16 protein-coding genes are annotated in these 17,915 nt (G+C 70.7%); 10 read left to right on the top strand and 6 right to left on the bottom strand.

The features are described from left to right. Positions 1-38 precede the first annotated feature (38 nt). The gene (locus tag ABXJ56_RS02700) at positions 39-2,285 is read left to right on the top strand and encodes an alpha-galactosidase (protein WP_353998195.1); all 2,247 of its coding nucleotides are present in this window, start codon (positions 39-41) and stop codon (positions 2,283-2,285) included. A 70-nt stretch (positions 2,286-2,355) separates the two neighbouring features. On the opposite strand, the gene ABXJ56_RS02705 is transcribed toward ABXJ56_RS02700, so the two are convergent. The 3 genes from ABXJ56_RS02705 to ABXJ56_RS02715 all read right to left on the bottom strand — a co-directional run bounded on the left by ABXJ56_RS02705 (position 2,356) and on the right by ABXJ56_RS02715 (position 5,741). Further along, positions 2,356-3,306 (bottom strand): carbohydrate ABC transporter permease, encoded by a 951-nt coding sequence (locus tag ABXJ56_RS02705; RefSeq protein ID WP_353998196.1) that lies wholly within the window; start codon positions 3,304-3,306, stop codon positions 2,356-2,358. Next, the gene (locus ABXJ56_RS02710; protein WP_353998197.1) at positions 3,303-4,298 is read right to left on the bottom strand and encodes a carbohydrate ABC transporter permease; all 996 of its coding nucleotides are present in this window, start codon (positions 4,296-4,298) and stop codon (positions 3,303-3,305) included. Before ABXJ56_RS02710 ends, ABXJ56_RS02705 begins: the two co-directional genes overlap by 4 nt. Before the next feature lie 114 nt (positions 4,299-4,412). Further along, the gene (locus ABXJ56_RS02715) at positions 4,413-5,741 is read right to left on the bottom strand and encodes an ABC transporter substrate-binding protein (RefSeq protein WP_353998198.1); all 1,329 of its coding nucleotides are present in this window, start codon (positions 5,739-5,741) and stop codon (positions 4,413-4,415) included. Between the two features lie 239 nt (positions 5,742-5,980). On the opposite strand from ABXJ56_RS02715, the gene ABXJ56_RS02720 reads away from it, so the two are divergent. Beyond that, positions 5,981-7,018: a LacI family DNA-binding transcriptional regulator gene (locus ABXJ56_RS02720; RefSeq protein WP_435404947.1), complete on the top strand. Its 1,038-nt coding sequence runs from the start codon at positions 5,981-5,983 to the stop codon at positions 7,016-7,018. 89 nt (positions 7,019-7,107) lie between these two features. Here ABXJ56_RS02720 and rplL read toward each other — a convergent pair whose 3' ends face one another. Together rplL and rplJ are read right to left on the bottom strand one after the other, a co-directional pair. Continuing rightward, positions 7,108-7,500, bottom strand: a complete 393-nt coding sequence (rplL, locus tag ABXJ56_RS02725) for a 50S ribosomal protein L7/L12 (RefSeq protein ID WP_053548092.1) — start codon at positions 7,498-7,500, stop codon at positions 7,108-7,110. A 42-nt stretch (positions 7,501-7,542) separates the two neighbouring features. Continuing rightward, a complete protein-coding gene (gene rplJ, locus ABXJ56_RS02730; protein ID WP_353998199.1) occupies positions 7,543-8,058 on the bottom strand; it encodes a 50S ribosomal protein L10 in 516 nt (171 codons plus the stop codon). Between the two features lie 334 nt (positions 8,059-8,392). Here rplJ and ABXJ56_RS02735 point away from each other — a divergent pair, with 334 nt between their 5' ends. The 7 genes from ABXJ56_RS02735 (at position 8,393) to ABXJ56_RS02765 (ending at position 16,199) form a co-directional block, all read left to right on the top strand. Further along, positions 8,393-9,439: an iron ABC transporter substrate-binding protein gene (locus ABXJ56_RS02735; protein WP_353998200.1), complete on the top strand. Its 1,047-nt coding sequence runs from the start codon at positions 8,393-8,395 to the stop codon at positions 9,437-9,439. Positions 9,440-9,513: 74 nt separating this feature from the next. Further along, complete coding sequence (locus ABXJ56_RS02740; RefSeq protein WP_353998201.1) at positions 9,514-11,040, top strand: ABC transporter permease; 1,527 nt, start codon at positions 9,514-9,516, stop codon at positions 11,038-11,040. Then, positions 11,037-12,068 carry an ABC transporter ATP-binding protein gene (locus ABXJ56_RS02745; protein ID WP_353998202.1) on the top strand — a complete coding sequence of 344 codons (1,032 nt, stop codon included), beginning with the start codon at positions 11,037-11,039 and terminating at the stop codon, positions 12,066-12,068. The genes ABXJ56_RS02740 and ABXJ56_RS02745 overlap by 4 nt, the downstream gene beginning before the upstream one ends. A 67-nt stretch (positions 12,069-12,135) precedes the next feature. Next, complete coding sequence (locus tag ABXJ56_RS02750) at positions 12,136-12,807, top strand: YqaJ viral recombinase family protein (protein ID WP_353998203.1); 672 nt, start codon at positions 12,136-12,138, stop codon at positions 12,805-12,807. A 113-nt stretch (positions 12,808-12,920) separates the two neighbouring features. Next, entirely contained in the window at positions 12,921-14,558 is a 1,638-nt protein-coding gene (locus ABXJ56_RS02755) for an MDR family MFS transporter (RefSeq protein WP_353998204.1), read from the top strand. Between the two features lie 11 nt (positions 14,559-14,569). Continuing rightward, the gene (locus ABXJ56_RS02760) at positions 14,570-15,088 is read left to right on the top strand and encodes a MarR family winged helix-turn-helix transcriptional regulator (RefSeq protein ID WP_353998205.1); all 519 of its coding nucleotides are present in this window, start codon (positions 14,570-14,572) and stop codon (positions 15,086-15,088) included. 67 nt (positions 15,089-15,155) lie between these two features. Next, on the top strand, positions 15,156-16,199 hold the full coding sequence (locus ABXJ56_RS02765; RefSeq protein ID WP_435404948.1) for an NADP-dependent oxidoreductase: 1,044 nt from the start codon (positions 15,156-15,158) through the stop codon (positions 16,197-16,199). Here ABXJ56_RS02765 and ABXJ56_RS02770 read toward each other — a convergent pair. Beyond that, entirely contained in the window at positions 16,186-17,094 is a 909-nt protein-coding gene (locus ABXJ56_RS02770; protein ID WP_353998206.1) for a LysR family transcriptional regulator ArgP, read from the bottom strand. The two genes, ABXJ56_RS02765 and ABXJ56_RS02770, sit on opposite strands and share 14 nt — an antisense overlap. Before the next feature lie 68 nt (positions 17,095-17,162). On the opposite strand from ABXJ56_RS02770, the gene ABXJ56_RS02775 reads away from it, so the two are divergent. Then, a complete protein-coding gene (locus tag ABXJ56_RS02775; RefSeq protein ID WP_353998207.1) occupies positions 17,163-17,819 on the top strand; it encodes a LysE/ArgO family amino acid transporter in 657 nt (218 codons plus the stop codon). The last annotated feature ends 96 nt before the right edge of the window (positions 17,820-17,915 follow it).

The raw sequence follows: 17,915 nt of genomic DNA on the forward strand, positions 1-17,915 counted from the left end.
CTCGCGTGAGAATCGAGGATGTCGGAGAATTGTTCGTCGTGACCTCCTCGCCCCCCGTGCCCCACGCCCTGCTCCACCTCCGCGCCGGCGGCGTCTCGCTCGTGCTCGATGCGCGCGACGGCGCCCTTCCCTCCGTGGTCCACTGGGGACCGGAGCTCGCCGACCTCGACGCCGGCGACCTCGCCGTCCTCGCGGACGCCGTCGAGCCCGTCATCGGATCGAATACGCCCGAGACGCCCCTCCGGCTGGCGGTGCTCCCCGAGCACCACGCGGGCTGGTCGGGGAGGCCGGGACTTTCCGGCTCGTTCGACGGTCCGGGCTGGTCGCCCCGGTTCGTCACGACGGCGATCGTCGTCGACGGCACTGCGGTGGACGGCGTCCGCACGGGAGGTGCCGGCACCGTGACCGTCGACGCGGTCGACGACAGCGGACGCCTGGCGCTCCGCCTCGAGATCGACCTCACCCCGCAGGGCCTCGTCCGCACCCGCGCCGAGATCACCAACCGCCACGACGCCGCCTATCGTCTCGACGACCTCACCGTGGCCCTCCCGATCCCGGCGGAGGCGACCGAGCTCCTCGACTTCACCGGCCAGCACAACGGCGAGCGGATGCCGCAGCGGTCGGCCCTCGTCGACGGCGTCCACCTGCGCGAGAACCGCCGCGGCCGGACCGCCGCCGACAGCGCCTTCCTCCTCCACGCCGGCACCCCCGGCTTCGACTTCGCGACCGGCGCCGTGTGGGCCGTCCACACCGCGTGGAGCGGCAACCACCGCCACTACGCCGAGCGGGTGTTCTCCGGTGAGCAGGTCCTCGGCGGCGGGGAGGTGCTGCTCCCCGGCGAGATCACCCTCGCCGCGGAGGAGTCCTACCGCACCCCGTGGGTGTACTTCGCCTTCGGCGCCGGCCTCGATGCCGTCGCGCACCGCTTCCACGCGCACCTGCGGGCGCGGGAGGGCGCCCCGGACAGCCGCCGGCCGGTCACCCTGAACGTGTGGGAGGCGGTGTACTTCCGGCACGACGCCGACGAGCTCATCGCCCTCGCCGAGCGGGCCGCCGACCTCGGCGTCGAGCGCTTCGTGCTCGACGACGGCTGGTTCGGCGACCGGCGGCACGACCGGGCCGGGCTCGGCGACTGGACCGTCTCCGCGGACGTCTGGCCCGACGGACTCCACCCCCTCATCGACCGCGTGCACGCGCTCGGGATGGAGTTCGGCCTGTGGTTCGAGCCCGAGATGGTCAACCTCGATAGCGACCTCGCCCGCCGGCATCCGGAGTGGATCATGGCCGCGCGGGCGGACCTGCCGGTGGAATCGCGGTTCCAGCACGTGCTGAACCTCGGGATCCCCGGCGCCTACGCGCACGTGCGCGATCAGATGCTCGCGATCCTCGACGAGTACCGCATCGACTACATCAAGTGGGATCACAACCGCGACCTGATCGAGGCGGGCGACCGCACACGCGGCGGACACGCGGGGGTGCACGCGCAGACCGAGGCGTTCTACCGGCTGCTCGGCGACCTCCGTCGGGCCCATCCGTCGCTCGAGATCGAGACATGCTCGTCCGGCGGCGGCCGCGTCGACCTCGGCGTCCTGGAGCAGACCGATCGGATCTGGGTGTCCGACAACAGCGACCCCCACGACCGCCAGGGCATGCTGCAGTGGACGCTGCAGCTGGCCCCGCCGGAGTTCCTGGGCGCGCACATCGCCTCGCCCCGCTCGCACACCACCGGTCGCCACATGGACCTCGCCTTCCGCGGCGGGACCGCCGTCTTCGGGCACTTCGGCATCGAGTGGAACCTCGCCGAGGCGACGGATGCCGATCTCGCCGCCGTCCGGGGGTGGATCGACTTCTACACCGCGCACCGAGGACTGCTGCTTGCCGGCGACGTCGTGCGGGTGGACACCCCCGACCCGCGGATCGTCGTCCGGGGAGTCGTGGCGCCCGATCGCTCGCGTGCGATCTTCTCCGCGGCGGTGCTCGACACCGTCCACCCCGACCCGCCGGCGCGCCTGCGCCTGCGGGGTCTGGACCCCGAGCGTCGGTACCGGGTGACGCCCGTCCTCCTGGGAACGCTTCCCTCGGGCCTCATCGCACCGGCGTGGTGGGGCGAGCCGAGCGACGCCGAGGCCCACGCGGCGCAGGAGTACTGGGACCACGCACCGCGCGTGGACGTCGCCTTCCCGGGGGCGGTCTTCCGCGGCCAGGTCCTGCACGCCGTCGGCGTCGCCTCGCCGCGGGTCCACCCCGACCAGGTCGTCCTCTACCGCGTGGACGCGGCGGACTGACGGGCACGAACGACGGGGGCCCGGCATCCACGTGGATGCCGGGCCCCCGTCGTTCGACTGCGCAGGCCGCCTACTTCACCGACCCGGCCGTGAGGCCGCGGACGAAGTAGCGCTGCAGGGCGAAGAAGATCACCAGCGGCACGATGAGCGTGATGAACGATCCCGCCGCCACGCGCTGCCAGCCCTGTCCGTACTGGCCGAGGAGGGTGTACAGCCCCTGGGTCAGGACCTGGTTCGGCCCGGACTGGATGAAGATGTACGCCACGAGGAAGTCGTTCCACACCCAGAGGAACTGGAAGATGGCGAAGGACGCCAGCGCCGGGACCGACATCGGGACGATGAGCCGCCAGAAGATCTGGAAGTGCGTCGCCCCGTCCACCCGTGCCGCCTCGATGAGCGACACCGGCAGGGTCTGCATGTAGTTGCGCAGGATGTAGATCGCCAGGGGCAGCGCGAAGGTCGAGTGCACGATCCACGCCGCCGGATACTGCCCGATGATCTGGATGCCGGTGGTGTTCCCGAACCACACGAACAGCTGCAGGATCGGGATGATCGCCAGCTGGATCGGCACGACCATGAGGCCGAGCACGATGGCGAAGTACACCTCCTTGAACTTGAACTGGAAGAAGGTGAAGCCGTACGCCGCCATCGCCGCGACCATGATCGGCAGGACCGTGGCGGGGATGGTGACGGCGACGGAGTTCCAGAACGTCTGGCTGACGTTGAGGGCCTCCCACGCCTGGGCGAACGGCTCGAACGTCCACTGCGTCTGGAACGGGTTCAGCAGCGCCGACCACCACCCCGTCGCCTCGACCTCCGACCGCGGCCGGAGGCTCGTGACGGCCAGCCCCACCAGCGGGAACAGCCAGGCGAGGGCGATCACGCCCATGATGATCGTGATCAGGACGTGCGGCTTCTTCTTGTCGCCCGTGCGCTCGCGCTTGCGCGACGCCTTCTCGACGTTGACGACCTCGCGACGGCCGTCGTCGTCGACGACCGGGGTCGGGATGGCGGCGCTCATCGGAGTTCCTCCTGCGACTTGTAGCTGCGGACTTGGTAGACGATCAGGGGCACGACCGCGATCATCAGGACCACGACGACGGCCGCGGCCTTACCCGGGTTCTGGAAGCTGAACAGCTGGTTGTAGAAGTCCACCGCCAGGACGCTGGTGTTGTACTGACCGCCCGTCATCGCGTAGATGATGTCGAAGATCTTCATCACGAAGATCGTGATCGTGACGAACACCGCCAGGATCGTGCCGCGAATCTGCGGGACGATGACGCTGAAGAAGAGCTTCCGCTCCCCCGCACCGTCGAGGCGCCCCGCTTCGATCGTCTCCTCCGGCACACCCTTGATCGCCGCCGAGAGCAGCACCATCGCGAACCCGACCTGCAGCCAGATCGCGATGAACATGATGAGGAAGCTGTTCAGCCGCCCCGCGTCGAGGGTGAGCCACGGCACCGGATCCTGGCCGGTCACCGTGGTCCAGATGGCGTTCAGCAGATAGATCTGCGGGTTGCCGGGAGGGGCGTAGAAGTAGATGAAGCGCCACGTCACCGCGGCGGCGACACCCGAGATCGCCATCGGCAGGAAGATCATCGCCTTGAAGGTCGTCTCGCGCTTCTTGCCGAGCTTGTCGGTGAGGACCGCGACGAGGAGGCCGATGAGGACGGCCCCCGCCGGCACCACGAGGACCCACAGCAGGTTGTTCAGCAGGATGCCGAGGAAGCTGGAGCTGGTGAACAGGTCGATGTAGTTGTCGAGTCCGACGAACGTGGCACCTTCGCCGCGTCGCTGACTCTGCTCCATGAAGCTCTCCACGAAGGTGCGGATCGCCGGGTAGAGCAGGAACACCGAGACGAGGATGATCACGGGGAACAGGAAGACGTACGGCAGGAGCCGCGCCTTCCACTTGTCATTCGTGCGTTCGACGAGCCAGTTGAGGCTGAAGAAGATCAGGAACGACACCGTCAGTCCGAGGACGACGGAGAGTAGAGCACTGAGAATGGCCATCGATACCGCCTGACGTCATTGTGAGGGTGAGGGAGATGCTAGCGGGGAGCGATGCCGGTTGACGAGAGCCGGCACCGCTCCCCGCTGAATCACTCGGTGAGGTGGTGCGATGGATTACCGGGGCCAGGAGGCGTCGATGTTCTGGAACGCCTGCTCCATGGACTGCTGACCGGCGAACCAGCTGGTGAGCTCGGTCCACTCCGTGCCGGAGCCGACTTCACCGGGCATCTGGTCCGACGCGTCGAAGCCGAACAGCTCCGATGCGGCGAGCAGCTCCTGGGCCTTGACCTGGAACTCCGTGGTGTAGAACGACGTGTCGAAGTCGTTGTGGGGCGAGAGGAAGATCGCCTGGCTGGCGTATCCGTTCGTCCCGAACTCGGCACTGGTGATGTACTCGACCACCGCGGCGGTGGCCTCGTTGTTGGTGAAGGCTCCGACCAGGTCGCCACCGCCGAGCATCGCCGTCGGGGTGCCGTCGGGCGACGGCAGCTGGAAGAAGTCGATGTTCGACAGGTCGCCGTCGGCGATCTGGGCCTTGATGTCCTCGGGGAAGAAGTCCGCGATGAACGATCCCTGACGCATCATGAAGCACTGGCCATTGTCGATGCCCTCGACGAACAGCTGGTTGCCGGCGGTCTGGAACGACGTGGTCGCCGCCGCGGGTCCGCCGCCGTTGATCTTGCCCTCCTCGAGCAGCTCGGTCGCGACCTTGTCGCCGGCCTCGTTGACCAGCGGGCTGTCGAAGAGCACGTCGCCGGCGATCCAGGCGTTGTACTCGTCGAGGCCGCCGTAGCGGAGCACGTACTCCTCGAGCCAGTCCGTGGCCGGCCACCCGGTGGCGGCACCCGATTCCAGGCCCACGCACCACGGGTAGCCGAGGCCTTCGTCGATGATCTGCTGCTGGAGTGCCGTCATCTCCTCGTCGGTGGTGGGGACCTCCAGCCCCGCCGCCTCGAAGGCCGCCGGGTTGTACCAGACGAGCGACTTGACGTTGATCGAGTAGGGCAGACCGTAGGTCTCGCCGTCGACCTGGGCGATCTGGCCGAGGCCGTTGGCCTGGTCGGCGGTGATCGCCTCCACGTCGAGCCCGAGCTCCTCCAGCGGGTAGAGGGTGTTCGTCTGGCTCTTCAGCACGCCCGGCTGCGGGTAGATGGCGATGTCCGGCGGGTTGCCGGCGGTCGCACGGGCGACCACGGCGGTCTGGAAGTCGGTGTTGCCGTCGTAGGTGACGGTGATGCCGCTGGTCTCCGACCATGCGTCCAGGTCGGCCTGGAAAGCGGCGGCCTGAGCGTCGGTGAACGCGCCCATGATGGAGACGGTCTGACTGTCGCCGCCGCCCCCGTTGTCGCCTCCGCCGCCGCCCGAACAGGCGGCCAGAGCCATGCCGACGACCCCCAAGCCGACGACCGGCACCAGGATCCGCCGGTGCTGTGACATTCCCATGTGATGCTCCTCCTCGAGTCACGTTCTGCGCAACGGCCCCGTGTCGGGAACCGTTCCCACACACGGTAGACGAAAGTGCGCCGCGCGCACAACCGCGAACAATCACAAAACGATAAAGGCCCGGAATAACGCGGATCAGCGAACCAACCCCCGTCGGGAACCGCTCCCACTTTCGCGACGCCTTCGCTATGCTGTCCCCCAACGAACGCATGGTGGCGTCGGAAAGGACGGACTCGACGGTGAGCGGTATCTCGGAAGTCGCACGGCGCGCAGGCGTGTCGAAATCGACCGCCAGCCGCGCTCTCGGCAGCACGGGCTATGTCTCCGAAGACACCCGCGAGCGCGTCGCCCGCGCCGCCGCCGAGCTCGGCTACGTGCCCTCCACCAGCGCCGTGAGCCTGGCCACCGGGCGCACGAAGAACATCGGCGTGATCATGCCGTACCTGAACCGCTGGTTCTTCGCCGAGGTCCTCGAGGGCATCCAGGAGGCCCTCCTCGAGCACGGACTCGATCTCACGCTGTACGACGCCAATCCGGGGAGCGAGGGCCGGGCGCGGATCTTCGACGACTACCTCGCGCGCAAGCGATTCGACGGGCTCATCGCGGTCGGGCTGGAGCCCGACCATCGCGAGCTGGAGCGGCTGGTCGCGATCGGGCGCCCCATGGTCAGCGTCGTCGGCTCCGGCGAGACGACCACCCTCGTCGCCATCGACGAGGAGGATGCCGCCCGGCGGGCCACCGAGCACCTCCTCGCCCTCGGGCACGAGCGGATCGCCTTCCTCGGCGGGCGCCCCGATCGGCATTGGGCGCAGGTCGATCGCCGGCGCCTCGGCGGGTACACCTCGGCGATGGAGGACGCAGGCCTTGGCGGCGCCATCCGTCACATCCATTCGGATGTGACGCTCCCCGGCGGATACGCCGCCGCCGTCAACGTCCTGGGCGACCTCAGGGAGCGCCCGACGGCGATCGTCGCCACGTGCGACGAGGTCGCCATCGGCGCCATCATCGCCGCACGACGCCTCGGCGTGCAGGTGCCGAGCGCCCTGTCGGTCATCGGGATCGACGACCACGAGTACGCGGAGATGTTCTCCCTCACGACGCTGAAGCAGGACCCGCGCGCGCAGGGGCGCGCGGCGGTCGACCTGGTCCTCGCGCACCTGCAGGACCCGCATCGCCCGCACTCGATCCTGCGGCAGCGCGCGACGATGGTGGTGCGCAGCTCGACCGCGCCCCTCGCCCCCGACCGCTCCGCGGCCGTCACCGACGCCCGGGCATGACAGAAGCCCCGGATGCCTGAGCATCCGGGGCTTCTGTCAGTGAAGATTCGGCGCATCAACGCCGCTGCGCAGCATTGATCCGCCTCGGATCACTTGAGGGTGACGGTCGCGCCGGCCTCTTCGAGCGAAGCCTTGGCCTTCTCGGCGGTCTCCTTGTTGGCGCCCTCGAGGACGGCCTTGGGGGCACCGTCGACGACGGCCTTGGCCTCGCCGAGGCCGAGCGAGGTGAGCTCGCGGACGACCTTGATGACCTGGATCTTCTTGTCGCCGGCGGCCTCGAGGACGACGTCGAACGAGTCCTTCTCCTCCTCGGCGGCGGCGTCACCGGCTCCACCGGCGGGGGCGCCGGCAGCGGCGACCGCGACCGGGGCGGCGGCGGTGACGTCGAAGGTCTCCTCGAACGCCTTGACGAACTCGCTGAGCTCGATGAGCGTGAGCTCCTTGAACGCGTCGAGCAGCTCCTCAGTGCTGAGCTTTGCCATGATGATTCTCCTTGTTGGGTGGGTTTGTCAGCCGGGCCTGTCTCAGGCCGCGGACTCCTGCTTCTCACGCAGCGCGTCGACCGTGCGAACGGCCTTCGACGGCAGTGCGTTGAAGACGTAGGCCGCCTTGGTCAGCGAGGCCTTCATCGCACCGGCGAGCTTCGCCAGCAGGACTTCACGGGTCTCGAGATCGGCGAGCTTGTTGACCTCTTCCGCGGTCAGGGGGTTTCCGTCGAAGAAACCGCCCTTGATGACCAGAAGAGGGTGTGCCTTGGCGAAGGCGCGCAGACCCTTCGCGACGGCGACCGGGTCACCGTGCACGAACGCCACGGCCGACGGACCCTTGAGGTCGTCGTCCAGCGACGTGATCCCCGCGTTGTTCGCGGCGATCTTGGTCAGCGTGTTCTTCACCACGGCGTATTCCGCGTCCTGACGGATGGTGTTGCGAAGCTCCTTGAGCTCGGCAACCGTCAAGCCGCGGTACTCGGTCAGCAGAACGGCGGTCGAGTCCTCGAAGTTCTTCGTGAGCTCGGCGACCGATGCTTCCTTCTGCGCCATGGCCACTCCTTGTGTATGCGAGACACTTCGCGATGGCGAAGCGCCGGCCGACGGCATCCGGTGTCTCCCAACCCGGGAAAACAGAAAAGCTCCGGCGCAAGCGCACGGAGCTGGGGACGGAAGTCCGGTTCGTGACACCTGCGCGGGCCCCTGTTTCCAGAGCTTCGATCGCCTGACGCTTTCACGCACGACGATGACCGGCGGTCTTCGGTTGCACACAGCCTACGACAGCACGGGGACTCCGCCAAATCCGGCATCACCGACCGATGGTTAGGCTAACCTAACTATGGCGCCCCCGGCGTCAGCCCCCGCCCCTCACGAAGGACGATGCTCCATGCCCTCTCGCCGTTCCCCCCTGCTCCCTGTCGCTCTGCTCGGCGTCGCCGCACTCGCCCTGACCGCCTGCGCCGGGACGGATGCCCCGGCCGAGGCGACCGACGACGCCGCCGACGGCCCCCGCACGCTGACCGTCTACTCGGGCCGCGACGCCGAGCTCGTCGACCCGCTCATCGAGATGTTCGAGGACCGGTCCGGGATCGACGTCGAAGTCCGTTACGCCGGCACCACCGAGCTCGCCGCACAGCTGCTCGAAGAGGGTGACCGCACGCCCGCGCAGGTCTTCCTGTCGCAGGATGCCGGGGCGCTCGGCGCCGTGGCCGAGGCCGGGATGTTCACCACCCTCCCGGACGAGGTGACCGACCTCGTCCCCGCCGAGTACACCTCCAAGGACGACTCGTGGGTGGGCCTGACCGGCCGTGCGCGCGTCATCGCCTACGACAGCGAGAAGTACACCGCCGACCAGGTGCCGGGAGACGTCCTCGAGCTGACGGAACCGGAATGGGCGGGGAAGGTCGGGATCGTTCCGAGCAACGCCTCCTTCCAGGCGTTCGTCACGGCCCTCCGCGTGAGCGAGGGCGAGGAGGCCGCACAGGCGTGGCTCGAGGGTCTCGTCGCGAACGACTCCCCCGTGTACGCGCGGAACGGTGAGCTGCTCGAGGCGGTCAACGCCGGCGCGGTGGACCTCGGACTCATCAACCACTACTACTGGGCGCGCTCCGAGCAGGACCCCACGACCCTGCGCGCGCAACTGAAGTTCGGCGACCCCGGCTCGATCTCCGCCCTCGTCAACGTCACGGGAGCCGGCATCCTCACCGGCGCCGCCGATTCGACGGAAGCGGCCGAGTTCGTGGAGTTCCTCGTCTCCGAGGAGGCGCAGACGTACTTCCTCGAGGAGACCTTCGAGTACCCGCTCGTGGGCGACCTCGCAGGCCCCGAGGGCGTCCCCGCCCGCGACGAGCTCGGCGGACCCGACATCGACCTGTCCGATCTCTCCTCGCTCGAGGAGACCGTGGCCATGATCACCGCGGCGGGACTGCTCTGACCACCACGCTCTCGCCCCCGCGGCGCTCCGCCGAGCGCGGGAGCGCGCCCTCGCGGCGCGCTCCCGCGCTGCTGGTGCTCGCGGCCGCCCTGGTCGCCGCGGCGGCGGCCGCACCCCTGATCCAGCTCCTGACACGGGTGTCCGCCGGCGGCGCGGAGGCCGCGGCATCCGCGCTGCTGCGTCCACGGACCGCGGACCTCCTCGCGAACACCCTTGCCCTGACCGCAACGGTGAGCGTCCTCACCCTGGCTCTCGGGATCGGCCTCGCGACGGCCGCCGTCCGGGTGCGGCTGCCCGGTCGCCGGCTGTGGTGGATCGCGCTGTGCCTCCCGCTCGCGGTGCCGAGCTACGTCGGCGCCTTCGCGTGGACCGCCACGTGGCCGACGGTGGACGGCTTCTGGCCGCTCGTGATCGTCCTCACCCTCTGCACCGTCCCGTACGTGACGCTCCCGGCGATGGCCGCGCTGTCCACGCTCGACGACGGTCTGGTGGATGTCGCGCGCACCCTCGGGCGCGGGCGCGTGCGGGTGTACACGACGGTGGTGCTCCCCCACGTCCTCCCCGCGGCAGGGGCGGGGGCGCTCCTCGTGGCCCTCTATGCGCTGTCGGACTTCGGTGCTCCGGCGATCCTGCGGTACGAGACGCTCACGACGGGCGTGTACGCGCAGTTCAGCAGCGGATTCGACCGCACCCTGGCCGCCACCACGGCCCTGCTCCTCGCCGCCGTGGCCGTCCTCTGCGTGGCCGGCGAACGCCTCCTCCGCCCCCGCGAGGCGCGCACCCGGAGCACGGCGTCCGCCCGTCCCGCGGCGGAGCTCGGACGCGCAGGGACCGCCGCGACCGCGGCGGCGATCGCGGCCGTCTCCGCGGCGGGAGTCCTCTTCCCGGTCGTCGCCCTGGGACTGCGGATGCTGCGGAGCGACCGCTACGCGTCCGCCCCCGTCGACCTCGCCGAAGCGCTGGGGACGACCGTGGGCGTCTCCGCCCTCGCCGCGACGGTGGCGGTCGCCGTCGCCCTGCCGGTCAGCATCCTCGCCGCCCGGTACCGGGGCGCCCTCGCGACCGGCCTGGAATCGGTGTCCTACCTCGGTCACGCCCTGCCCGGCGTGGTCGTCGCCCTGGCGCTGGTGACCCTGTCCCTGCAGTTCTTCCCCGGCGCGTACCAGAGCATCCTGGTGCTCCTCGTCGCGTACGGCATCCTGTTCCTCCCGAAGTCGATCGGCGCGTCCCGTGCGGCGATCGCCCAGGTCCCGGAGGAGCTCGAGGAGACATCCCGCACGCTCGGCCGGGGACCTGTGCGCACGTGGCTGCGGGTCACCCTGCCCGGTGCGCTCCCCGGCATCCTCGCCGGCTGGGTACTCGTGGCCACCGCGGTCGCCAAGGAGCTCCCCGCCACCCTCATGCTCCGCCCCATCGGCTTCGAGACGCTCGCCACCGAACTGTGGAGCAAGACCTCGCTCGGGGCCTACGGCGCCGCCGCCCCCATCGGGGTGCTCCTCATCGTCGCCGGCATCGCCCCCGCGCTCTTCCTCGCCCGCGGCCTCGAGCGCCGGCGCACCACGGCCGGAGCGACGGTCCTATCCGGGAGAATGGATCCGTGACCACCCGAGTCGAGCGGGCCCGCGCGGCGTACGCGGACCACGACGTCCTCCACGACGTCGACCTCGAGATCGGCGCCGGCGAACGCGTGAGCGTCCTGGGGCCGTCCGGCAGCGGCAAATCCACGCTCCTGCGCGTGATCGCGGGCCTTCACCCTCTCCGCTCGGGGCGCATCGTCATCGACGGCGAGGATGTCACGCGCCTCCCCCCGGAGGCTCGCGGGATCGGTCTCGTCCCCCAGGAGGGGGCGCTCTTCCCGCACCTCGACGTCGCGGCGAACATCGGGTACGGCATCCGTGGTCTCCGACTGCGCAGCGCGCATCGCGACGCGCGCGTCCGCGATCTCGCGGACGTCGTCGGCCTCGGAGACCTCACCCGACGCCGCCCCCACGAGCTCTCGGGCGGGCAGCGGCAGCGGGTCGCCGTGGCCCGCGCGCTTGCGCACGAGCCACGCCTGGTACTCATGGACGAGCCCTTCAGCGCTCTCGACGCCGGGCTTCGGCAGCAGGTCCGCGACGACGTCGCCCAGATCCTGCGCGATCGCGGCGTGGGAGTCGCCCTGATCACCCACGACCAGGAAGAGGCCCTCTCGCTCGGCGACCGCGTCGCCGTCCTGCGGGCAGGTCGCATCGTGCAGGTCGGTAGCCCGCGGACGGTCTACACGGCGCCGGCGGATGCCTGGACCGCGCGTTTCCTCGGCGAGGCCCTGATCCTCCCCGCCCAGGCGCACGGCGACCGCGCGACGTGCGGACTCGGAGAGGTCGCGCTGTCCGCACCCGCCCGGGGCGCGGTGTCGATCGTCCTCCGCCCCGAGCAGATCCGCCTGCACGCGGCGACCGACCATGCCGGCGCGGGCGAGGTGACCCGCATCCGGTACTTCGGCCACGATGCGCTCGTGGACCTCCGCCTGGATGCCGGGACGGATCTGACGGTCCGCGTCGGGCCCGATGCCGCCCTGATCCCCGGCGAGCGAGCCGCCGTCTCCGTGCGCGGCGCCGCCGCGCCCCTCGCGCGCGACGCGCCCGAGTGAGCGGCGCACCCGGGCGGACCGGGTGTCGCGGGCGGTGCCCGCGGTCGGCCCGGGTTAGCCTCGAACGGTGACTCCGGAACTCGCCGCCCGCATCGTCGCGGACTCCCGCGATCGGGTCGCCTGGGTCCGTGCGCGTTCGCGCGGGATCACCGCGACGGATGTCGCCTCCCTCACCTCCGAGCGCTCGATCGCCCGCGCCGCGGACGCCAAGCTCCTCGGCTCCGGCTTCTCGGGCAACGCCTACACCGCGCACGGGCGGGCGCGCGAGCCCGAGATCGCCGCGTGGGTGGCGGCGACGCACGGCATCCAGCCCTCTTCCGCGCTGTTCCACGCGGTGGTGGAGAAGCGGCACCTCGCCACCCCGGACGGCGTCGGTCTCGACGCCCGGGGACGCGTCGTCCTCGCCGAGATCAAGACGACCAACAAGTCCTGGCGCTCCATTCCGCGGACCTACCTCCGGCAGGTGTGGTGGCAGCAGCATGTGCTCGGGGCCGAGCGGACCCTCGTCGCCTGGGAGCAGCACGACGGCTTCGTGCCGATCGACGACGAACCCCGCTGCGCGTGGGTGGATCGCGACGACGCGGAGATCGCCGGGCTCGTGCGGCTGGCCACCGCCCTCATCGACGAGCTCTATCACCGCACGACGCACGGCCGGAGCGCGGTGGCGGCGACCCAGGCGGCGGCGGAGCGTCGCCGCGTTGCACGCGAGCCCTACCGCGCCCTCGCCCTCGCGGACTGATCCCCCTCCCCCGCCCGCAGCGGGCGGACGGACAGGGAATAGTTGACACACGTCAAGCACTTCCTTATCGTTGACTTCAATCAACAGTTGACTCAGATCAACAAAGGATGCCCATGGCCACCGTCACCACCCACCCCACCCCCTCCGTCCTGCGTCCCCTCTCGGGGCTGCTGCTCGGCATGTTCGTGTCGATGCTCGCCTCGACCGTGGTATCGACCTCGCTCCCGGTGATCCTCCACGATCTGGACGGGGATCAGTCCGCCTTCACCTGGGTGGTCACCGCCACGCTGCTGACCACGGCGATCTCCACCCCGATCTGGGGGAAGCTCGCCGACCTCTTCCCCCGGAAGCTCCTCATCCAGATCGCCATCGTGATCTTCGTCCTGGCGACCGCCGCCGCGGGGTTCTCCCAGACCCCCGAAATGCTGATCGCCTTCCGCGCCGTGCAGGGGATCGGCGCGGGCGGGCTCGCCGCCCTCAGCCAGGTCATCATGGCCGACATCATCAGCCCGCGCGAGCGCGGCCGCTACATGGGCCTGTTCGGCGCCGTCATGGCCGTCGCCACCGTCGGCGGGCCGCTCCTCGGCGGCCTCATCACCGACACGCTCGGGTGGCGGTGGAACTTCTTCGTCGCCCTCCCCTTCGCGCTCGCCGCTCTCGTGATCCAGCAGCGCACCCTCCATCTCCCCGCGCAGCCCGCCCGACGCGTCCGCATCGACTACCTCGGCATCGTCCTGCTGTCCACGGCCGTGTCGCTCCTCCTCGTCTGGATCACCGGCGCCGGCACCACCTTCGACTGGTGGGGCATCGAGACCCTGCTCATGGCGGGCGGGGCGGTCGTGGCCGGCATCCTCTTCGTCATCGTCGAGCTGCGGGCGAGCGAGCCCCTGGTCCCGCTGGACCTGTTCCGCGATCGCACGTTCGCGCTCGCGACCGTCGCCTCGATCTCGACCGGCATCGCGATGTTCGGCACGTCGGTGTTCCTCAGCCAGTACATGCAGATGGCGCGGGGAGCCACACCCACCGAGGCCGGCCTCATGACCATCCCCATGATCGCCGGGCTCCTGGTCGCCTCGGTCGTGGTCGGCGCGCTCATCAGCCGGTTCGGGCGGTGGAAGCCGTACCTGGTGGCCGGCGCGCTCCTCCTCACGGCCGGGACCTTCGCCCTGTCCACCATCGAGTACGACACGAACTTCGCCCTGGTGTCGCTCTACATGGTGCTGCTCGGCGCGGGAGTGGGGATGACGATGCAGAACCTCGTCCTCATCGTCCAGAACACCGCCGACCCGCGGCGCATGGGGGTCGCCAGCTCCGGCGTCACCTTCTTCCGGAGCCTCGGCGGAACCGTCGGCGTCTCGGTGATGGGCGCGGCGCTCGCGAGTTCCGCCTCCGGGCTTCTCGCCGATCGCCGCGCTGACCTCGCCGGCGCCATCGAGGGACTCGGCGCGCGCGGCGCGGAGGTCGCGGCGCAGCTGCAGTCCGGCACGGTGCCCCAGGTGTCGGCGCTTCCCGAGGGCGTCCGCGTGATCATCGAGGACGTCTACGCCCAGGCGATCTCGCACTCGTTCCTGCTGGCGGTCCCCGTCGCCGTCCTCGCCATCCTCGCCATCGCGTTCCTCCCGAACGTGCCGCTGAACCGCATGACGACCCGCGAACGCGCGCACGCGCTCGAGGCGGACCTCGCCACCGTCAGCGTCGACACGGCGGTCGTCCCCGCGGCACCGCGCGCGGTCGGACGCGGCGCCGAGTAGGGTCGAACGCGATGAGCGACCACGACACCGCCGCCGATCGGGCCGACGCCGTCCGGGCGCTGGAGGCGGAGTTCGGGGAGCTGATCGGACGGTTCCGCCGCATCATCGCCGAGAACGCCGATCGGGTCTCCCCCGGCCTCCTTCCGGGACCGTACAAGGTGTTCACCACGATCGTGCGGCGCGGCCCCCTGACGCTGTCGGCCCTGGCCGAGACCCTGATGGCCGACAAGGGGCAGATCAGCCGCACCGTGCGCGAGCTCGAGTCGCTCTCGCTGATCCAGCGCACGCCGGATCCGAACGACGGCCGCTCGCACCTGCTCTCCCCCACCCCCGAAGGGCTCGATCGGCTGTCGGCCGCGCGTGCCCCGCAGGAGGGTCTCCTCGTCGACGCGCTCGCGGAATGGTCGGTGGACGACATCCGCTCGCTCGCGCGACTGCTGCACGCGCTGACGACCGGTCGCACGCCCGGCGACGACCCTTCTCCACGCGGTAGCACCGACGTAACACGGGCGAGACAATCGGGCGCTTGACTGGGGTCTCCACACACCCATCGACACGCGTGCTGCCGACGACGACAGGCACCGGAAGGAGCGACCGATGAGATTCCGGCCGCTGCGCTCAGGCTCCACCCCGATCGCACACCCCGCCCCTTCGTCCGAGCCGTCCGCCGAGGTGCCGCCGACGATGCGCGCCGCGGTCATGTCGGCCGCGGGAGAACCCTCGACCCTGCGGACGACCGAGGTCCCCACTCCGGACGCCGTCCTCAGCGAAGTCCTCGTCCGTGTCGTCGCAGCCGGAGTGAATCCCATCGACGCCAAGACGCGGCGGGGCGCGGGGGTGTCGGGTGCGATCACCGACTTCCCCAGCGTCCTGGGCTTCGACTTCAGCGGCATCGTCGTGCGCGCACCCTACGAGGCGCACGCCTTCCCGCCGGGCACTCCGGTCTACGGGATGGCGTCGTTCCCCCGCACCGGCGGCTCCTACGCCGAGTACGTCGTCGCCCCCACCCTCTCGGTCGCCCGCAAGCCCGCCTCCCTCTCCCACGTCGAAGCCGCGGGCGTGCCCCTGGCCGCCCTCACCGCGTGGGGCCTGGTGGTCGAGACCGCGCACGCGCACGAGGGGCAGCGGATCCTTATCCACGCCGGCAGCGGCGGGGTCGGCCACTTCGCCGTGCAGCTGGCGGCGTACTTCGGTGCCCACGTCACGGCCACCACCTCGGGGCGCAACGCCGTGTGGCTGCGCGAGCTCGGCGCCTCCACCGTCATCGACTACACCACGATGCGGTTCGACGAGGTGGTCGCCGACGTGGACGTCGTCATCGACCTCGTCGGCAACGTCCACGACGACACGGGGACGCGCTCGCTGGCCGTGCTCCGACCGGGTGGTCTCTACGTGCTCGTACCGACCGGATCGTGGCCCGGGTTCACCGAGGCCGCGGCATCCGCCGGGGTGCGCTCGACCTCCTACAAGGTCATCCCCGACGGGGGCGCGCTGGCGACGATCGGACGCCTGCTCGACTCCGGTTCGATCCAGGTCTACATCGATCAGGTCGTCGACCTCGACGACGCCGCACGCGCGCACACCCTCATCGAAGAGGGCCATACGCGCGGGAAGGTGGTCCTGCGCGTCAGCGACGACTGAGCGCATCCGACGACGGCGGGTCCAGCGCCCGCCGAGCCTCGCCGATGATCTCCTCCGCCACCGCATCCAGCAGCGGCGACCGCAGATTCCACTGCTGCCAGTACAGCGGCACCTCGACATCCTCACCCCCGAGTGCGACGAGGTCGCCCCGGGTGAGGGCATCGTCCGCCTGGAAGGTGGGGAGCAGAGCCCACCCCAGCCCGAGCAGGACGGCCGTGGCGAAGTCGTGCGACGCCGGCACGAGGTGGCGCGGGGGCTCCACGGCGACATCGCGAGAGCGCAGCCACATGCGCTGCAGCTCGTCGCGCCGGTCGAAGTCGACGGCCGGCGCGCGCTCGAGGGCGGCGGCGTCGGGCCCCTCCGGCATCCACCGCGCCAAGAACGACGGTGCCGCCACGGCTCGGTAGCGCATGGACCCGAGCGCCGTGACACGGCACCCGGCGACGGGGCGGCGCTGCGAGGTCACCGCACCCAGGACCGCGCCGGTCTCGAGCAGACCCGCCGTGAAGTCCTGGTCGTCCCGGTGGACCTCGAACACCACGCCGTGTCGTGCGCTCAGTCGCGCGAGGGGAGGGAGGAACCACGTCGCGAGCGAATCGGCGTTGACGGCGAGGGCGACGGATGCCGTCTCCTCGACGCCGATGCCGAGCGCCGCGCGCGCGTCGCTCTCCAGCTGCACGGCCTGTCGGGCGAGGCGGACGATCGCCTCGCCCGCGGCGGTCGCCCGCGTGGGCTTGGACCGGACGAGGAGCACCTGCCCCACGAGGTCCTCGAGGGTACGGACGCGCTGGCTGACGGCGGACGGTGTGATGTGCAGTCGCGCGGCGGCGGCGTCGAAGGTCCCCTCCTCCACGACGAACGCCACGGTCTCGGCCAGGTCGAAGGGGATACGCATAAGCTGAGCTTACGCAGATGAAGTTTCCTGAACTGGGCTTATGCAGACGACCCGCTTAGCGTGAGGGGGTGCTTCCCGTCCTGCTCGCCGGCTTCGGTCTCGGTCTCTCCCTCATCGTCGCCATCGGGGCCCAGAACCTGTTCGTGCTGCGACAGGGGCTCCGCCGCGAACACGTCCTCGCGGTGGCGACCGTGTGCGCCGTGTCGGATGCGGCGCTCATCGCCCTCGGCGTGTCCGGCGCGGGTCTCGCGCTGACCGCTCTCCCGGGACTGATCGATGTGATCCGGTGGGCAGGGGCGGCGTTCCTCACGTTCTACGGGATCCTCGCGCTCCGACGAGCGTGGCGCCCGGCCGCGGTGCTGCGCGTCGAGGAGGACGCTCGGGACGACCGTGGGGGGACGGCATCCGTCCCCGTCGGCGTCGCCACGCGCGCGCGCCTGGCGCCGGTGCTCGCCACCTGCCTCGCCCTGACGTGGCTGAACCCCCACGTGTACCTCGACACCGTGTTCCTGCTGGGCTCGGTCGCGGCCACCCACGGGGACGCGCGCTGGACGTTCGCCGCGGGCGCGATGGCCGCGAGCATCGTGTGGTTCTTCGCGCTGGGCTTCGGCGCGCGGTACCTCGGGAGGTGGCTCGGAACACCGCGGGCCTGGCGGATCCTCGACGTCGCCATCGGGCTCGTCATGATCGCTCTGGCGGTCAGCCTGGTCCTGCCGCTCGCGTGACGCGCGCCACGCCGCCCGCGTGACGCGCGCGCGGGCGGAGGGCGAAGCCGCCCGCGAAACGACGAGGGCCCCACCCGTGCGGCGTGAGGCCCTCGT

The organism is Microbacterium aurantiacum, assembly GCF_040532595.1.
In the GTDB taxonomy this organism is placed as follows: domain Bacteria; phylum Actinomycetota; class Actinomycetes; order Actinomycetales; family Microbacteriaceae; genus Microbacterium; species Microbacterium chocolatum_B.

Coding starts and splice junctions, on each gene's coding strand:
- ABXJ56_RS02710 (WP_353998197.1), bottom strand. CDS start 4,298: ATGGCCATTCTCAGTGCTCTACTCTCCGTCGTCCTCGGACTGACGGTG.
- ABXJ56_RS02715 (WP_353998198.1), bottom strand. CDS start 5,741: ATGGGAATGTCACAGCACCGGCGGATCCTGGTGCCGGTCGTCGGCTTG.
- rplL (WP_053548092.1), bottom strand. CDS start 7,500: ATGGCAAAGCTCAGCACTGAGGAGCTGCTCGACGCGTTCAAGGAGCTC.
- ABXJ56_RS02705 (WP_353998196.1), bottom strand. CDS start 3,306: ATGAGCGCCGCCATCCCGACCCCGGTCGTCGACGACGACGGCCGTCGC.
- ABXJ56_RS02770 (WP_353998206.1), bottom strand. CDS start 17,094: ATGCGTATCCCCTTCGACCTGGCCGAGACCGTGGCGTTCGTCGTGGAG.
- ABXJ56_RS02765 (WP_435404948.1), top strand. CDS start 15,156: ATGAGATTCCGGCCGCTGCGCTCAGGCTCCACCCCGATCGCACACCCC.
- ABXJ56_RS02760 (WP_353998205.1), top strand. CDS start 14,570: ATGAGCGACCACGACACCGCCGCCGATCGGGCCGACGCCGTCCGGGCG.
- ABXJ56_RS02755 (WP_353998204.1), top strand. CDS start 12,921: ATGGCCACCGTCACCACCCACCCCACCCCCTCCGTCCTGCGTCCCCTC.
- ABXJ56_RS02735 (WP_353998200.1), top strand. CDS start 8,393: ATGCCCTCTCGCCGTTCCCCCCTGCTCCCTGTCGCTCTGCTCGGCGTC.
- rplJ (WP_353998199.1), bottom strand. CDS start 8,058: ATGGCGCAGAAGGAAGCATCGGTCGCCGAGCTCACGAAGAACTTCGAG.